At 59.7% G+C, this 16,486-nt stretch carries 12 protein-coding genes; 7 read left to right on the top strand and 5 right to left on the bottom strand.

Features of this window, described 5'->3' with window-relative positions; translation table 11 throughout:
• Positions 1–81: 81 nt before the first annotated feature.
• The 3 genes from WKW77_RS24705 to WKW77_RS24695 all read right to left on the bottom strand — a co-directional run bounded on the left by WKW77_RS24705 (position 82) and on the right by WKW77_RS24695 (position 3,724).
• Entirely contained in the window at positions 82–1,389 is a 1,308-nt protein-coding gene (locus WKW77_RS24705) for an ABC transporter substrate-binding protein (protein WP_340359539.1), read from the bottom strand.
• A 96-nt stretch (positions 1,390–1,485) separates the two neighbouring features.
• Entirely contained in the window at positions 1,486–2,937 is a 1,452-nt protein-coding gene (locus WKW77_RS24700) for an aldehyde dehydrogenase family protein (protein WP_340359538.1), read from the bottom strand.
• Between the two features lie 13 nt (positions 2,938–2,950).
• On the bottom strand, positions 2,951–3,724 hold the full coding sequence (locus tag WKW77_RS24695; RefSeq protein ID WP_340359537.1) for a coniferyl-alcohol dehydrogenase: 774 nt from the start codon (positions 3,722–3,724) through the stop codon (positions 2,951–2,953).
• A gap of 204 nt (positions 3,725–3,928) precedes the next feature.
• On the opposite strand from WKW77_RS24695, the gene WKW77_RS24690 reads away from it, so the two are divergent.
• Positions 3,929–5,731 (top strand): sigma 54-interacting transcriptional regulator, encoded by a 1,803-nt coding sequence (locus WKW77_RS24690; protein ID WP_340359536.1) that lies wholly within the window; start codon positions 3,929–3,931, stop codon positions 5,729–5,731.
• A gap of 75 nt (positions 5,732–5,806) precedes the next feature.
• On the opposite strand, the gene WKW77_RS35025 is transcribed toward WKW77_RS24690, so the two are convergent.
• Entirely contained in the window at positions 5,807–6,175 is a 369-nt protein-coding gene (locus WKW77_RS35025; protein ID WP_422823267.1) for a helix-turn-helix transcriptional regulator, read from the bottom strand.
• A 264-nt stretch (positions 6,176–6,439) separates the two neighbouring features.
• Between WKW77_RS35025 and WKW77_RS24685 the strand changes: the two genes are divergently transcribed.
• The 3 genes from WKW77_RS24685 to WKW77_RS24675 all read left to right on the top strand — a co-directional run bounded on the left by WKW77_RS24685 (position 6,440) and on the right by WKW77_RS24675 (position 8,073).
• On the top strand, positions 6,440–6,694 hold the full coding sequence (locus tag WKW77_RS24685; protein WP_340359535.1) for a hypothetical protein: 255 nt from the start codon (positions 6,440–6,442) through the stop codon (positions 6,692–6,694).
• Between the two features lie 109 nt (positions 6,695–6,803).
• Positions 6,804–7,676: a nuclear transport factor 2 family protein gene (locus tag WKW77_RS24680; RefSeq protein WP_340359534.1), complete on the top strand. Its 873-nt coding sequence runs from the start codon at positions 6,804–6,806 to the stop codon at positions 7,674–7,676.
• 16 nt (positions 7,677–7,692) lie between these two features.
• The gene (locus tag WKW77_RS24675; RefSeq protein WP_340359533.1) at positions 7,693–8,073 is read left to right on the top strand and encodes an antibiotic biosynthesis monooxygenase family protein; all 381 of its coding nucleotides are present in this window, start codon (positions 7,693–7,695) and stop codon (positions 8,071–8,073) included.
• Positions 8,074–8,247: 174 nt separating this feature from the next.
• Here the strand turns inward: WKW77_RS24675 and WKW77_RS24670 are convergent, their stop codons facing one another.
• Positions 8,248–8,637 carry a nuclear transport factor 2 family protein gene (locus WKW77_RS24670; RefSeq protein ID WP_340359532.1) on the bottom strand — a complete coding sequence of 130 codons (390 nt, stop codon included), beginning with the start codon at positions 8,635–8,637 and terminating at the stop codon, positions 8,248–8,250.
• Positions 8,638–9,061: 424 nt separating this feature from the next.
• Between WKW77_RS24670 and WKW77_RS24665 the strand changes: the two genes are divergently transcribed.
• The 3 genes from WKW77_RS24665 (at position 9,062) to WKW77_RS24655 (ending at position 16,390) form a co-directional block, all read left to right on the top strand.
• Entirely contained in the window at positions 9,062–10,804 is a 1,743-nt protein-coding gene (locus tag WKW77_RS24665; protein WP_340359531.1) for a tannase/feruloyl esterase family alpha/beta hydrolase, read from the top strand.
• A 439-nt stretch (positions 10,805–11,243) separates the two neighbouring features.
• Positions 11,244–12,554, top strand: a complete 1,311-nt coding sequence (locus WKW77_RS24660; RefSeq protein WP_340359530.1) for an MFS transporter — start codon at positions 11,244–11,246, stop codon at positions 12,552–12,554.
• Between the two features lie 275 nt (positions 12,555–12,829).
• A complete protein-coding gene (locus tag WKW77_RS24655; protein ID WP_340359529.1) occupies positions 12,830–16,390 on the top strand; it encodes an indolepyruvate ferredoxin oxidoreductase family protein in 3,561 nt (1,186 codons plus the stop codon).
• Positions 16,391–16,486 lie beyond the last annotated feature (96 nt).

Below are 16,486 nucleotides of genomic sequence, written 5' to 3'. Positions count from 1 at the left end.
GGTCGCCCCGAAACTCAGGACAATCCCGCGCGCGGAGAGAAGAGCCTCCCCCGAAGGGGAAGCAGAGAACTGAGACATCGATCAGGCGAAAGCAGAGGGTTTGCGGGCGACGGGAACCGCCGGATCTGAAGCGTTCTCGGTGATCACGTAGTCGAACTTGAATTTCGCCCCATCCGCCGCCTTCACCCATTGCGCGCCGATCATGTTCGTCGCCGACACGTTCGCTACAGGTCCCTTGGTGAAGTCGATAGGCCCCATCATCGTGGTGGTCTGCAGGCCCGCCAACGCCTTGGCAACCGCTGCCTTGTCCTTTGGGTTGGCCACCTTCTTGAGTGCCACGAACCCCGCATCGAGCAGCGAGAGCGATGCGCCCAACTGCTGATTCCACTGCTTTCCTGCTGCCTTCTCGTAGCCGTCGGCGAGCTGCACGCCGCTCACGCCCGTCAGCGTCGATGGATACGGAAAGTTCTTGTGCCAATAGGCCGCCACCGAGATGTTGTTGCCCAGTGGGCCCAGTACTTCGATCGTCGATGGAAAAAGACCTGTCTTGGCGGCCTGCACAACCTTCATGGTCCGGGCAAGGCCCTGCTGCGCCGCCTGGCGCCAGAAGGTGGCGAAGTCAGGCGGGATCGGGAACGTCATGAGGATCTCGCACTTCTCTGCCTTGAACTTGGCAATCTGTGCGGAGAAGTCGGTGGTGCCCGTTTCGTAGGGTCCGCCATCGATGATGGTGTAGCCGGCCTTGGCCAAGTCGGGCAGCATCGCCGCGCGAATCGCGTTGCCGTCTGCATCGTTCGGAAGAAGCGCAGCAACTCGCTTGTTGTTGGGCACAGCGCCCCATTGCGAGAGATAGGATTTGACGAAGTTGGAGACTCCGAAGGAGAACAGATATGTCCACTTGAATGGCGATGGCTCACCTGGCTTGGCTCCACGCCCGAAATAGAACGCTTCCCATGGCATCACGGTGGCCAGGCACGGAACGCCGGCCGCCTCGCAGGCGTCGGACACCGGGTTCACTACCTCCGGCGTGGAGGTCGTGAGCATCAGGTCGATCTTGTCGTTGTTGATCAGCGCCTTGGCAAGCTGACTCGCGCGGGCGGGGTCGGACTGGGTATCACGATCGAGGATCTCGACCTTGTAGGTCTTGCCTCCAATGGCGAGGCCGTTCGCAAGTGCTTTACGGGCCAGCTCGAGGACGTAGCCATCGCCTTCGCCAAAGCTGCCGAGCGGGCCTGTACGCGGGCTGATAAACCCAACTTTTAGCGTCTCAGTGCCTTGAGCTGTAGCCAAGGTTGGTGCCATCAGCGCCAAGCCGGCAGCGCCGGCCATTCCGAGCACCTCGCGCCGTGTAGCGGCGGGAATTCCCGCCTGGTCTTCGTTCGTTTGCATCAGAGTCTCCTACGTGGAATGCCGGCTTCATGGCCGCCGGTCTGGCACTTCGAAATCGCTCAGAGCTGCCGTATGCAGCCCTGAGACGGGCGCGAGCTAGAACGGGTAGTGGCGCGGCGTTGTCTGGACAGTGATCCACCGCAGGTCAGTGAACGCCTCGATGCCGGCGCGGCCGCCGAAACGCCCCCAGCCACTGGCCTTCACGCCGCCGAAGGGCATCTGCGCCTCGTCATGCACGGTCGGTCCGTTCACATGGCAGATGCCAGCCTCGATGCGTTGGGCAACACGCCAGCCTCGCGCCACATCGCGAGTGAACACGGCTGACGACAAACCGAATTCGTTGTCGTTGGCGCAAGCAATTGCCGCTTCCTCGCCTGGGACACGGACGATGGCCTTGACCGGGGCGAAGGTTTCTTCCCAGAAGATCCTCATCTCTGGCGTGACCTTGTCGAGCAGGGTGGCCGGCATCAGCGTGTTTTCAGCCTTTCCGCCGCATACGAGCACAGCACCCTTGTCCAATGCATCGTCGATCAGCGCGTTCACGCGATGCACGGTGGCCATATCCACCACCGATCCGAGCACAACAGGGCCTTTGCGCGGGTCGCCCAACGGTAGCGATTGGGCCTTGGCGGCGAGTTTCTCTACAAATGCGTCGGCCACACCCTCGTCGACGATGATGCGCTCGGTCGACATGCAAATCTGGCCGGAATTGGCAAAGGCAGCGAAAGCAGCCCCCGAAACCGCGGCATCGAGATCGGCGTCATCGAGCACCAGCAACGGTGCCTTGCCACCTAGTTCCAGAACCGAAGGCTTGAGGTGCTCCGCGCAGACACGAGCGATGATGCGTCCCACGTGCGTAGAGCCTGTGAAGTTCACTCGTCGTACCGTCGGGTGGGCGATGATGGCCTCGACCACTGCACCAGCATCGGCCGGCGCGTTGGTGACGAAGTTCACCACACCTGGCGGCAGCCCTGCCTCCTGCAACGCCTGAATGATGAGCCCGTGGGTTGCCGGGCACAACTCGCTGCCCTTGAGAACCACGGTATTGCCGCAGGCCAATGGCACTGCGATCGCGCGAACGCCGAGAATGACAGGAGCATTCCACGGCGCAATGCCGAGCACCACGCCTGCTGCCTGGCGGCTCGCCATCGCCAGGCTTCCGGGCACGTCCGACGGGATGAGATCGCCATTGATCTGCGTGGTCAGCGCAGCCGCCTCGACTAACATGCCCGCGGCCAAGTGCACGTTGAAGCCCGCCCACAGGCCAGAGGCGCCGGTTTCGGCCGCCATAGCTGCTGCGAACTCTTCTGCGCGCGCTTCGAGCGCATGAGCTGCCTTGAGTAGTAGCGCACGCCTTTCGCCGGGCGGAGTCTGCGACCACGAAGGGAATGCCGCGGCTGCGGCTTCGACGGCCGCGATCGCATCCTGCGGCGTTCCGGCTGGCGCCGTCGTTGCGATGCTTCCATCCAGGGGATTGGCCCGGGTGAACCTCGCGCCATTGCTCGACTGAATCGGTTCACCATTGATGAGCATGGAGATATTGTTCATGTCTCGATCTCTCTCAAAAGCCGTGCGTCTGGCACATCACGTTGGAGAACATGCCGCCATCCACTGGAATGTTGGTACCCCGAATCCACGCTGCCCCGTCTGACAGGAGAAATGCAACTACCGGTGCGATGTCCGCCGGCGTTCCTGGGCGGTCCATCGTGCGCATGTCCTCTTCCGCGCGACTTCCAAGCGTCTCGATGAAATCCTTGAGGATGGGCGTGTCGACAGGTCCAGGACTCACAGAGTTCATGCGAATTCCACGAGCGCGCCAGGTCCAGCGGTTTTGCATCGTCCAGACGATCAAGGCTTCCTTGGAAAAGAAGTAGCTGCGAGAGCCTTCAATCTCATGAGCCTTGCTGAAGGCTGCGATGTCTTCGAAGTCGAGATTCGCACTGGCGTCGATGGCTTCCTTGGCGTCCGGCCAACCCAGCCCGGCCAACGACGCGAGATTGACGATGGAAGCGCCGTCGGCGAGCTTGGTGACAAGTTGTGTGGTGAGGTATTTCAAGCCAACGAGATTGACGGCGAGCACCGCACTTACTGGCTTGGTGGGCGGCAGGCCGGCAACGTTCGCGAGGCCGTTGACACCTGCCGGCAGTGCCGCGACGAGAGCATCGATCGATGACTTGTCGGAAAGGTCCGATTGAATGAATTCCCCAACGGGCTTGGCCGGAGGATTGATGTCGACGGAGATGACCTTTGCGCCCTGTGAGGCGATCAATGAGGCTGTGGCGGCCCCGATGCCGGAAGCGGCGCCGGTCACGATGATGGTTTTGTCTTGAAGCATGCGTCCCCTTGTGGAATGGCAGTTGGCGATTTGCCCTGTTCATATCGCAACAGCAATGCCAGGTACCTGCCGGGCCACCACATCCTTTCCCGACAAGGACTTAGCGTTGGTGTCTCGGGATAACCCTCAATTCAGAGCAGATACTTTGATCAAAGATTGATGAACAATCTGTGATCTGCCTAATACTCCAGTCGAGGGTTTACCTTGAGACGAACCGCACCTTCACGTCTTTCGCTTTCCGAATTGCAGCGCCGCGCGCAGCTGACGCGCACGAGCGCAGACATCGATGAGGGCGCGACGCCGACCCTGCGGGATCTCACCGAGACGCTCGTGTTCTCGCCCGGCGACGGCCGGATCTGGCTCAATGACCAGCGCATCGTGCTATGGCGGTCGTCAACCTACGGGGCTCTGCGTCGCGAATTGATCGCCAGCCTCGGCCATGAACAGGCTCGCTCCTTATTGACCCGCGTGGGCTTTGCGGCCGGCGTTCGTGATGCGGAACTTGTACTGAACATGTGGCCGGACAGTGACGCGGCAAACTTGTTTCACGCAGGACCTCGCATGCACAAGCTCGAGGGAATCGTGCGTCCGGAGACGATTAGCTTCGAATTCGACATCGCCAAGGGTGACTTCTTCGCCGATTTCTGGTGGCACGACTCCAGCGAGGACGACGAGCACATAGCGGCTTTCGGCGTGGGAACGGAGCCTGCCTGCTGGATGCAGGTGGGCTACGCGAGCGGCTACGCGACCGCCTTCATGGGCAAAATGATCGTTTACCGAGAGGTCGCTTGCCGTTCAAGCGGCGCCGATGCCTGTCGAATCACGGGCCGTCCGGCGGAACATTGGGATAACGCAGACGACGACCTTCGCTATTTCGCAACGGACGCTTCAGCCGCACATGTGCGCCGGACGCTTGTTCCCGTTGTTTCAGAGATCAGCCGGAGAACTTCCTCCTCTGGTTCCAGAGATGGGCTCCCTGGAGAGACGGGTAGGCCCGAACTCATCGGCATTTCGTCTTCTTTCAGCACGGCACGTCACCTGATCGAGCGGGTGGCCCCCACCCAAGCGACGGTCCTCTTCACTGGAGCCTCTGGCGTTGGAAAGGAACTCTTCGCACAGACGCTGCATTCGATAAGCCCGCGCGCAGCGCGCCCCTTTATTGCTATCAATTGCGCCGCGATCCCGGACACCCTCATCGAGTCGGAATTGTTCGGCGTCGAGCGAGGAGCTTTCACAGGAGCGTCATCGTCAAGGCCGGGTCGTTTCGAGCGAGCGGCGGGCGGAACGCTGTTCCTCGACGAGATCGCCTCGCTGAGCTTTGTCGCGCAGGGTAAGCTGCTTCGCGCGCTTCAGGAGCGTTGTATCGAACGGGTCGGGGGCACCAAAGTCATTCCGGTGGACGTTCGAGTGGTCGCGGCAACCAACGTCTCCCTGCGCGACGAGGTAGCCGCGGGCCGCTTCCGTGAAGACCTCTACTTCCGCCTGAACGTTTTTCCCATCACGCTTCCACCCTTGAAGGATCGGCGCGATGACATCCCCTTGCTGATGGAGGCCTTCCTCAAGCGCTACTGCATACTGCACAACCGCGACGTCCCGGGCTTCACCCCCAAGGCAGTTCAGACCCTGCTTCAATATGATTTCCCAGGCAACATTCGCGAACTCCAGAATCTGGTCGAGCGCGGTGTCATCATGACGGGGCCCGATGAGCCGATCGACCTGCACCACTTGTTCAGAAGCGGTGAACTACTTGCGCTGCAGGTGCTCTCGCTCGGAGACAGCGGCAAACTCATCGAAGCAGCGCAGCCGTCGGAAGAATCCACTCGTCGTGCGTCTCCTTCCTCCAAAAAGGCGTCGAACACGGACTCGCAGCGCCCCAGCGGCAAGGAGGCGGCGGAGTACCGCCGGGCCCTCGTCTCGGCTCGCTACAACGTGGCCGAAGCAGCTCGCCGGCTCGGCTTGACGCGGGCGCAACTCGCCTATCGGCTCAAGAGGCACGGCTTGCTCTGAAGGATTCCCTTCGTCAACCCTTGGGCCGCAGGGTGATCCCGGATCCCATCGGAGTGGCGGTACCGCTCCGGCTGGTCAATACAGCCGATGCGCCTTTCGGAACGCTTCTGGCGTCACCCCCACCACGCGGCGAAAGAATTTGACGAAGTTGGTGGGCTCCGAGAAACCAAGGCGTTCTCCGATAGACACGGAAGTCTCCGGCGTATGCACGAGCAATCGCTGGACTTCCAATGCCAGCCTTCGATCGATCAAGTCCTTCGCCGATCGCCCCAACTCACTGCGGCAATTGCGGGTAAGAGAGCTTGTCGATATGCCCAAGCATCTGGCCAGCCCCTCAACCGTTGGTCTCCGATATACCGCTTCGTCAAGCTCCCGCTGGAACCGGCGGACGAGCGCTGTCCGCAACGATTCACCTCGGGCTTGCCTCGACGCCGAACGACTCATCCCGAGAAGAAGGCACAGGAGAAACTCCCTTGCCAGTGTGGCAGACAGCTCCGTGATCGGTGTCGAAGCCAGCTCCCTCTCAAGCATCCGAGTCAGCGACTCCACCGACTGCCGTTCCTGACCGTTCAAATCGAAACTGCTGGGCCAGTCGTCCAGTCGCAAAAGGGCCATTGCCGGAGGTCGAACCCTCGCCGCGACACTCGGGGCGAGAGCGGACGGCTGCACCAACAAGACATCGGCATCCAATCCGCGGCGAAGCTGCCATTGCTGAACCTGCCCTGGTCTTACAACGACGACTCGACCCGGGCACAGGTCAATGCGCTCGAAATCAACGAGGTGCGTTCCGATTCCGTCCCGGACGATCATCAACATCAAGAACTCCACCCGCTCGGCCGCTACAGGAACTCGCTCCCGCAGCGCATGCAGGGGGATGATGTCGATGCCGACGGGCTCCAGGCGCTCGTTCCTGAAGTGTGTATCTCGCATAACCTGCGCTTGCCCTTTCATCCTGCGTCCTGAGCGTTCGGTCCGAACTGCGCGATTTCTACCACGGCGCGCCGCATGCTCACCTTGGCCGCTGTGGCGCCTCCTGACAAAGTTATGGTGTGCACATGTTCTATTGAACCTAATGAAGACCTCTTTCCGCATCCCGCGTCGTCTCGCCATCCTCGCCCTGCTATGCGCCGGGCTTGCTGGCTGCGCATCCACCAACACTTCTCAGAAAGGCAGAAACGTGCCCATCCAACCTAAGCAGCAAGTCACCGCATTGCTCAAGGCCATCGAGACCGGCGAGGCCGCTCCAGTGGCCGTCGTGAACCCCGAAAAATACATTCAACACAATCTCGCGGTCGCCGATGGCCTGGCAGGCTTTGGGGCTGCACTGCAAGCTCTTCCGAAGGGCTCGGCGCGGGTCAATACCGTCCGCGTCTTCCGGGATGGAGACTATGTGTTCTCCCACACCGACTACAACTTCTTCGGCCCGAAGATCGGCTTTGATATCTTCCGATTCGAAGATGGCAAGATCGTCGAGCATTGGGATAACTTGCAGCAGACGCCTGCCACAGCAAATCCCAGCGGCCGAACAATGATTGACGGACCGGCGGTAGCCGCCGATCTCGACCAAACCGAGCCGAACAAGAAGCTTGTCGCCGCATTTGTCGACGACATCCTCGTCAACGGACGTCTGGATCGCCTGGGCGGCTACTTCGATGGCGACAACTACGTCCAACACAATCCGCAGATCGCGGACGGACTTTCGGGTCTTGGTGACGCACTTCAAGCACTTGCGAAGGCAGGCATCACCATGAAGTACAGCAAAGTTCACAAGGTGCTGGGTGAGGGGAACTTCGTTCTCGTTGTGAGCGAGGGGGAGTTCGCCGGGAAGTCAACCTCGTTCTACGACCTCTTCCGAGTTCAAGGCGGAAAGGTCGCTGAACACTGGGATACCATCGAGACGATTCCTCCCCGTGCTGAATGGAAGAATTCCAACGGCAAGTTCTGAAGGTGAGAGCGTTGGTATGAAGCATTGGCTGCTCGTTCTTGCTGCTCCGCTTGCCGTCGCGCTTTCCATCCTTCCCGCCGACGCGACAGCTGCGGATAGCGCCTCCGTGGTCGAGGTCGTGACTTTCCGTCTCAAGCCGGGTGTCAGTGCCGCCGAATTCGCGCGGGTTGACGAGCAGGTGGAGCTACAGCACGTTTCACAGCAGCCGGGCTTCATATCACGGGAAAGCGCCGTCGGCACCAACAATGATTGGCTCGTGATCGTGCACTGGCGTTCGGTCCCGGACGCCGAGGCATCTATGGGATCCTTCGAAAAGGCGCCCGCAGCCGCAAGCTTTATGTCGAAGATCGAGGGACCGACCATGAGCATGAAGCGATATCAGGCACCGCCGAAGTGAACCTCAGCAGAGCGCACTCTTGAAGCAGAGCACTGCTGTACGGGCCGCGCCGCCGATATCAGGAAGCCTATCCCCACCTGGTCTCGCTTCTCAACGAAGCGAAGGCCTCATCTTCAAGATGCCGTCAATTCGGGCGACGCTTGGGCCTTGGAGCACGCATCGAGCGCAGCGCCCCTAGAACATTCCGTTGCCATGTTCCGCAGTGGCTGGCACCACTTGAAGCACGTCCCAGTGCTCAACGATCTTGCCGTTCTCGAATCGGAAGATATCAATTCCGGCCCAGTCACGGTGTGGATCATTTGGCCACTCCTGGTGACAGTGCATCACCACAAGGTCATCCTCTGCAACGGTTCGTTTGAAGTGAACGCGCTTGCCGGGATATTCGCGCGCCATTCGTTCGAAGTAATCGATGAACGCGTCCTTGCCATCTGCTACGTGAGGATTGTGCTGAATATAGCTAGCCCCGCCGTATTGTTCCATTGCCTCACGAGGCCGACATTGATTGAACATCAGATCGTAGAAGGCTAGCGCCGTTTGGCGGTTCTGATCAGGGGTGGTAGTCATCGTCGAGGCTCCATTGGACTGCGGGTGGATGGACGGACCCAGGAACTTGGTCGTTGGAGGGCAAGGCTCAGTTGGAGCTACCTTGTCACGACTTTGCATCGGCGGTCAATACGATCGCGCGTAAATCGCGAGAACAAACCTTTCAATTCCAGACACCTTGGAAGATGGAGTGCCATCCGGGGTGCTTGCGCCGACGAGGCTCACCAACGGACCTTCGGATTCGAATGCACAGCAATCTTGAAGCAAGACGCAGTCGAGGCCCATAGGTACGGCGAATGCCGGGATCGGAACTTTGTATTGGCCGTGACCCCGAGATGCAGACTATTCTGGGAATGCGCACTCAAAGATCCGAAAGGAGTGCAAATGCGCAGAGTGCACGGACAACGCCGATTCACTACATTCCACACCGGTTTGAGGAGACAACATGACTAAATGGAACAGGCCTCGAGAGGCTCGCACCCCGTCCCGAATCCGAGCCATCGCCCTGCTAGGCGCGTTGTCCTGCTCGGCGAGCTGGTCGATCTCAGCAAATGCGGCGACCGCCACATGCGAGAGTCTCACATCACTGACTTTACCCAACGCGACGATCACATCTGCGCAGTCGATTCCGGCTGGCACATACACGCCTCCCGGCTTTGGCCCAATCACCAACCTCCCGGCATTCTGTCGCGTCGTGGGGGTGATTCGACCCACCAGCGACTCGTCCATCGGGTTTGAAGTCTGGATGCCGAAATCGGGTTGGAATCACAGGTTCACGCAGATCGGCAACGGCGGACTGGCCGGAACGTACGCACTCATGTATTCATCGACTTCCAGCATGATGCAGCGAGGTTATGCGATTGCGGGTACGGACGACGGGCACACTGCGACAGATCCGGCTTCCTGGCCCATTGGACATCCTGAGAAGGTGAAGGACCTGGCGTGGCGAGCGGTTCACGAGACAAGCGTAGCCTCCAAGCAGGTCATCGCCTCCTTCTATGGAACGGAAGCCAGATACTCCTATTTCCAGGGCTGCTCTACGGGGGGCAAGGAAGCATTCATGGAGGCGCAACGCTTCCCTGAAGACTTCGACGGAATCATCGGCGGGGCTGCCGCAATGCGGTATACCGACCTGATCGCCCGATTCGTCTGGGATGAGCAAGCTCAACTTAACGATCCGGCGGGGTATATACCGACCAGCAAGCTGCCTGCCATTCAGCGCGCCGCCCTCAACGCGTGTGATACGGTAGATGGGATCGCCGACGGCGTCGTGAACGATCCGCGGCAGTGCCGATTCGATCCTGGCGTTCTTCAATGTCCAGGCGCAGATAACGCGAGTTGCCTCACAGCACCGCAGGTCTCCGCATTGAGGAAGATCTACTCGGGCCCCGTCAATCCACGGACGGGCGAAAAGATAATCTTCGGATACGAGCCGAGCGGGGAGAACTCCTTCGGTACCCAGACGTGGACCGCTTACATCGCTGGGGCGAACGGACCTACTTCCGCTGCCCAGTACACGGTGATGAATTCATTCAACAAGTACCTGGTATTCGAGGACCCAAACTGGGACTTCCGGACTTTCGACTTCGATACCGGCGTGACGCAAATGCACCAGAAACTCGATCCGGTTCCGTTCGACGCCACGAGCGCCGACCTCTCCCGATTCCAGGAGCGGGGCGGCAAGTTGCTCCAGTACCACGGATGGATCGACTATTCCGTCTCGCCCCTCGAGTCGATCGACTACTACGAGCGAGTTCTTGCGACGCATACGCCGGGTAAAGGGAATGGGCGCGGCGAACGAGATGTGGCAATCCGGCGTACGCAGGACTTTTATCGCCTATTCATGGCGCCCGGCATGAATCACTGTGCGGGAGGAGACGGCCCGAACGCATTCGGACAGATCCTGTCATATGGGCTGATCTCCAATACGCCGCCCCCTAGCCATGATGCCGATCATGACATCGTGACGGCACTGGAAAACTGGGTGGAGAAGGGCATCGCGCCGGAAAAACTTATCGCGACCAAATACACGAGCGATGACCCAACGAAGGGGATTCAGATGCAGCGTCCGTTGTGCCCGTATCCACAAAAGGCAAGGTTCAAGGGCCAGGGCAGTGGTAGTTCCAACAGCGCTGAAAGCTTCACCTGTGAAGTCGACGAGGATGACCGTGGACGCAATAGCCAATAGCCAGGACCAGGTGGGACGTCGCTGAACATTCCAGCTCATATTGGACTGGTCCGACTAGTTTGTCGGACTGGTTCCGTCGCTACTAGGACTTCCACACCTTCAAGCAACCTCGAGGCGATGTGAATCGCATCGCGGAAGCGATTCACGAGGCGTCTCGTGGACTGCTGGTCGCGTGCCGTAGTGCGATCGGCGAGCACTGAACGAAGGGGGCGAGGGATGCCGCCGACAGATGCTACGACCGATCATCGATGCACCCACGCGGCACTGCGGAAGGTGACGGGGGAACCCACGTAGACCTGGGATCGACACGACGTGCTAACGCGGGCCTTCCGGACGCCTTGAGCTGAGAGGGCCCAGTGCTTGGGTCGCTTGGGTTCGTCCAGGAGGCCACTCCTCAAATCTTCCTAAGACCAACCTTTAGAAATCGGAGACAACACACATGGCAAACGGAACCACCGTCCGCATCAAGCCGGACTCCATGGCTTTGGACGAACGAACCTATGCAAAGGTCACGTGGCGACTGCTGCCTCTGCTCTTCCTTTGTTACATCGTCGCGTATCTGGATCGCGTCAACGTGGGCTTTGCCAAGCTTCAAATGCTCAGCGATCTCCAGTTCAGTGAGACCGTGTACGGGCTCGGCGCTGGCATCTTCTTCATCGGATATTTCTTCTTCGAAGTTCCCAGCAACCTCATCTTGCATCGGGTCGGTGCGCGTAGATGGATCGCTCGCATCATGATCACGTGGGGATTGATCTCCTCCGCGATGATGTTCGTCACTACTCCCACGATGTTCTACGTCATGCGCTTCCTGCTAGGCATCGCAGAGGCGGGCTTCTTCCCTGGCATCATCCTCTACCTCACCTATTGGTATCCGTCGCATCGCCGAGGCCGGATCACTTCGCTCTTCATGACCGCGGTACCTTTGGCTGGCGTGATTGGAAGCCCCATCTCGGGTTGGATCATGGAGCGGCTCTCCGGGGTCCATGGCTGGGCTGGTTGGCAATGGCTCTTTCTGCTGGAAGGGCTGCCATCCGTTCTGGTAGGCCTCCTGGTCTTGGTCTACCTTGAAGACGACATTAAGACTGCCAAGTGGCTAACGGATGCGGAGAAGACTTATCTGGCAGGCCAGATTCGCGACGACAAGGCACCTGAATGCAATCACTCTCTTGGGGACGCGATGCGCGACCCGAAGGTGTGGATATTGAGTCTCGTCTACTTTGGCGTTGTGATGGGCCTCTATGGCATCGGCTTCTGGCTGCCGACGCTGGTAAAGGCCACTGGCGTCAAGAGCGCGTTGGACATCGGACTGTTGTCGGCCATCCCCTATGCGGTGGCGACCGTAGCGATGGTGCTTGTGGGCCGCAGTGCTGATGCTCGCCGCGAGCGCCGGTGGCACTTTGCCATCCCGTGCGTGCTTGGTGCGGTCGGCCTGCTGATGAGTGCTGCCTATGCATCGAGCACGCAACTGGCCCTCATGTCGTTGACACTTGCCTGTGCCGGCATCATCACGGCACTGCCGCTATTCTGGAGTTTCCCAACGGCCATCCTCACGGGAACTGCCGCAGCAGGCGGGATCGCGTGGATCAATTCACTGGGCAACTTGGCGGGATTCGTTAGCCCCTACATGGTCGGATACGTCAAGGATCTCACTCAAAGCACCAACGCGGGCATGTACGCACTGGCGACTTCCTTGCTCGTTAGCGCTTTGCTCGTTCTGCTGTGCATTCCGGCGCGCCTGGTGAATCGATAGGCGGGAACAGAAACCAAGGCGGCAGGCAAGCGGGCATGGCCCTCTGGATTCATGTGACAGCGTCCACACGGAGACGTCGCGGCGCCACCGACTGCACAAAAACCTGTGATCTTCCGAAGTGGGCTCCGTCCGAAATCCCCGATTGATATCAAACAGACCTCATTGCATTCACGAATCCGACGCCAGAGTACTCCCTGAGTCTCAGCGTCACCCCGTCGAGCCGCTGCAACCAAGCTGCTCAGTGCTCTCAACCGAGGCTCGTACCCGGAGAAATAATGTCGAATACTTTCGAGCTTGCCAGCGTTGCGCTGGATGACAAGTACACATCGCAGAACGGCCGCATCTACCTGAGCGGCATCCAGGCACTCGTCCGCCTGATGTTTGTGCAGCGCTGGCGAGATCAGGCGCACGGGCTGAACACCGCGGGCTTCATTTCCGGATACCGTGGATCTCCGGTGGGAGGGCTCGATGAGGCGCTGTGGAAGGCGCAGGCTCATCTTGACAACAACGGCATCAAGTTCGTGCCGGGGGTAAACGAAGAGCTCGCGGCTACAGCGGTCTGGGGGACTCAACAGGTGCACCTGACCGGCGAAAGCAGGGTCGATGGGGTATTTGCGCTCTGGTACGGGAAGGCACCCGGCGTGGATCGTTGCGGTGATGTCTTCAAGCACATGAGTCACGCTGGCACATCACCGAACGGGGGCATCTTGCTGGTAGCCGGCGATGACCACGGAGCGTACTCCTCGACCCTGCCAAACCAGAGCGACCACGCCTTCGCCGCGGCCATGATTCCCATGCTCTATCCCCAGAGCGTCGAGGAGTACATCGAACTGGGTTTGCACGGCTTCGCGATGTCGAGATTTGCAGGACTGCCCGTGGGGTTCAAGGCGCTTGCGGACACCGTGGAATCTTCCGGTTCGATTGTCGCCGACATGGCGATGCCAGAGATCGTCCTCCCGTCGAATTTTGTCTTCCCCGACGGCGGCGTCCACGCGAGGCTGTCGACCGACACTCTTGGCGTGCAGGCTCGTAAGCAGGAAGCTCTGATGCAGGACTACAAGATCTATGCAGCCATTGCCTACTCGCGTGCCAATCGCCTGAATCGCATCACGATTGACTCTCCCCATGCGCGGCTGGGCATCGTTGCTCCAGGAAAGTCATACAGGGATGTGCTCGAGGCGCTGGAAGAGCTTGGCATTGATGAGCAAGAGGCGGCCAAGATTGGCATCCGTGTATTCAAGGTCGCCATGCCGTGGCCGCTCGAGCCGGACTCCATACGGGAATTCTCAGAAGGCCTGGAGGAGATTCTTGTGGTCGAGGAAAAGCGCCAGATTGTCGAGTATCAGTTGAAGGAGCACCTGTATAACTGGCGCGAAGACGTTCGCCCGCGCGTCATCGGAAAGTTCGATGAGGAGGGCGAGTGGGGCGCGCACCCGAGAGGGAGTTGGCTGCTTCCGGCGACAGCCGACTTTTCAGTAGCTCAGATCGCGCGCGTGATTGCTTCGCGCGTGGCGCGCTTTCACACGAGCAGTCACGTCAAGACGCGGCTGGCAATCCTGGACGCGAAGGATGCCGTGCTCGAGAAGGCGGGGGAGACCCCACCGCGGCCCGCGTGGTACTGCTCCGGCTGTCCGCACAACTCGTCGACAAAGGTTCCTGACGGAAGCCTGGCTTTGGCAGGTATTGGATGTCACGTGATGGCTACAGCCATCTACCCGAAACACAACCGCACAACCACGCACATGGGCGGCGAGGGTGTGCCATGGATCGGACAGGCCTGGTTCTCCAAGCGTCCCCATGTCTTCGCAAATCTTGGGGATGGAACCTACTACCACTCGGGTTCGATGGCGATTCGCGCGGCGGTGGCGGCGGGCGTCAACATCACCTACAAGATTCTTTATAACGATGCAGTCGCCATGACGGGCGGGCAGCCCGTGGACGGTCCCATCACGGTGAGTCGGATCGCCAATCAGTTGTCTGCGGAGGGCATCCGACGCATCGCCCTCGTCGCTGATGACCCAAGCCGTTGGGCCGGAAGACCTGGTCTCCCAGCCGACAGGCAAGAATTTCAGCTTTCGGTGCATCACCGCGACGAGATGGATGAAGTTCAGCGTCAACTACGGGACTTCCAGGGGCCGTCGGTTCTCATCTACGACCAGGTTTGTGCGGCCGAAAAGAGGCGTCGCCGCAAGAAAGGGAAGTTCCCCCCAGCGACTCGCCGTGTGGTCATCAACGAAGCGGTCTGCGAAGGCTGCGGAGACTGCGGTGAACAATCCAATTGCACTGCCCTCTTGCCTCAGCCTACGCCGTATGGTCTCAAGCGCCGAGTTGATCAAAGTGCTTGCAACGCCGACGAGTCGTGTCTCAAGGGCTTTTGCCCCAGCTTCGTGACGGTCAAGGGTGTCAAACCGAAACGCCTCGCGCCGGTTGTCGCGGCGAAGGAGGTTGGCGAGATTCGACTTCCGGAGCCCCCATTCCGGTCGCTGGAGCATAGTCACAACATTCTCATCACCGGAATCGGGGGAACTGGCGTCATCACCATCGGGGCGCTCATTGGAATGGCCGCTCATTTGGAAGGGAGGGGCGTCAGCGTCTTGGACATGACCGGCATGTCCCAGAAGAACGGGTCGGTGACCTCGCATGTGCGCATCGCCAACAATGCATCGCAACTGCGCGCGCAACGCATTCCTACCGGAGAAGCAGACTTGGTGTTGGGTTGCGACATCCTCACCTCAGGGGCACCCGATGCCATCTCTCGCATGAGACCAGGTCGTACCTACGCGCTCGTCAATACTTTTGAACAGCCGACCGGTAACTTTGCTCAGGAACCTGATTGGCAATTTCCTGCCGACCAAGTGCAGGCGTTGATCAAGGAATCGGTTGACGGGAACGTCGAATTCCTCGATGCCACCCAACTCGCGACGCGCTTGATGGGGGATGCAATCGCAACGAATTTGTTTCTGCTCGGATACGCGTTCCAGAAGGGGTACGTGCCGGTGTCAGCGCAAGCGCTTCTGAAGGCCATTGAGATCAATGCCGTCGCAGTCAAGTCCAACCAGGCGGCGTTTCTCTGGGGGCGCCGGGCAGCTACCGATCTGGCAACGGTACAACGAGAAGCATCGCCTGGCGAAGTGATCCAAGTCACGATGCCGAATACGCTGAAGGCGCTGATTGCCGATCGCACTCGCTTCTTGACAGGCTACCAAGATGCAGCATATGCGAAGGAGTTCAGCGATTACGTCGAGAAAGTCCGCCGCGTGGAGGAAGAGAAGCTGGGAACGCAGACGTTGACCAGGGCGGTCGCTGCCGGGTTGTTCAAGCTCATGGCCTACAAGGATGAATACGAGGTGGCCAGGCTCTATACCGATGGGCGCTTCCTCAAACGCCTTTCGGAGGAGTTTGAAGGCCGAGCAGAACTGCAGTTTCATATGGCACCGCCGCTGCTGGGAAAGAAAGATTCGCAGGGTCGGCCGGCGAAGAGCACGTTTGGGCCTTGGATGCTGCCTGCGTTGCGAGTGCTTGCAAAGTTCAAGTTTCTGCGAGGAACGGCAATGGACCCTTTCGGCCGCACCGCGGAGCGACGCATGGAACGTGAATTGGTCCGGGAATACCGCGCTACGGTGGATGACATTCTGCGCCGCATGCCAAATTTGAACGTCGAAGCCGCTCTTGAACTCGCGAGACTGCCAGAGAAGATGCGCGGGTTTGGACATATCAAGGAGGAGAACATCGTCGCCGCGCGTGTACGTGCGAAGGCCCTGTTGTCTCAGCTCGAGAAGGTACCGATGCCGGCAATGGCGTCGAACTCGAATATTGCGGAGAGCACTGCGCTGTAGCAGATGTGCATTACCAAGAGAAATTGGCAATTTGAGTTCAGATGCCTGAGGCCTGGAAGCCTTTCAGTAGGCTTCCGCCCCGCTCATTCCTTTGGA

Origin of the sequence: Variovorax ureilyticus (assembly GCF_037889935.1) — a bacterium.
Lineage (GTDB): Bacteria > Pseudomonadota > Gammaproteobacteria > Burkholderiales > Burkholderiaceae_C > Variovorax > Variovorax ureilyticus.
This window is presented reverse-complemented; position numbering and strand designations above follow the sequence as displayed.

What these genes read in the sequence shown, in the direction of transcription:
- WKW77_RS24705 (WP_340359539.1), bottom strand. Translation starts at nt 1,389, where the DNA reads ATGCAAACGAACGAAGACCAGGCGGGAATTCCCGCCGCTACACGGCGC.
- WKW77_RS24700 (WP_340359538.1), bottom strand. Translation starts at nt 2,937, where the DNA reads ATGAACAATATCTCCATGCTCATCAATGGTGAACCGATTCAGTCGAGC.
- WKW77_RS24695 (WP_340359537.1), bottom strand. Translation starts at nt 3,724, where the DNA reads ATGCTTCAAGACAAAACCATCATCGTGACCGGCGCCGCTTCCGGCATC.
- WKW77_RS35025 (WP_422823267.1), bottom strand. Translation starts at nt 6,175, where the DNA reads ATGAGTCGTTCGGCGTCGAGGCAAGCCCGAGGTGAATCGTTGCGGACA.
- WKW77_RS24680 (WP_340359534.1), top strand. Translation starts at nt 6,804, where the DNA reads ATGAAGACCTCTTTCCGCATCCCGCGTCGTCTCGCCATCCTCGCCCTG.
- WKW77_RS24675 (WP_340359533.1), top strand. Translation starts at nt 7,693, where the DNA reads ATGAAGCATTGGCTGCTCGTTCTTGCTGCTCCGCTTGCCGTCGCGCTT.
- WKW77_RS24670 (WP_340359532.1), bottom strand. Translation starts at nt 8,637, where the DNA reads ATGACTACCACCCCTGATCAGAACCGCCAAACGGCGCTAGCCTTCTAC.
- WKW77_RS24665 (WP_340359531.1), top strand. Translation starts at nt 9,062, where the DNA reads ATGACTAAATGGAACAGGCCTCGAGAGGCTCGCACCCCGTCCCGAATC.
- WKW77_RS24660 (WP_340359530.1), top strand. Translation starts at nt 11,244, where the DNA reads ATGGCAAACGGAACCACCGTCCGCATCAAGCCGGACTCCATGGCTTTG.
- WKW77_RS24655 (WP_340359529.1), top strand. Translation starts at nt 12,830, where the DNA reads ATGTCGAATACTTTCGAGCTTGCCAGCGTTGCGCTGGATGACAAGTAC.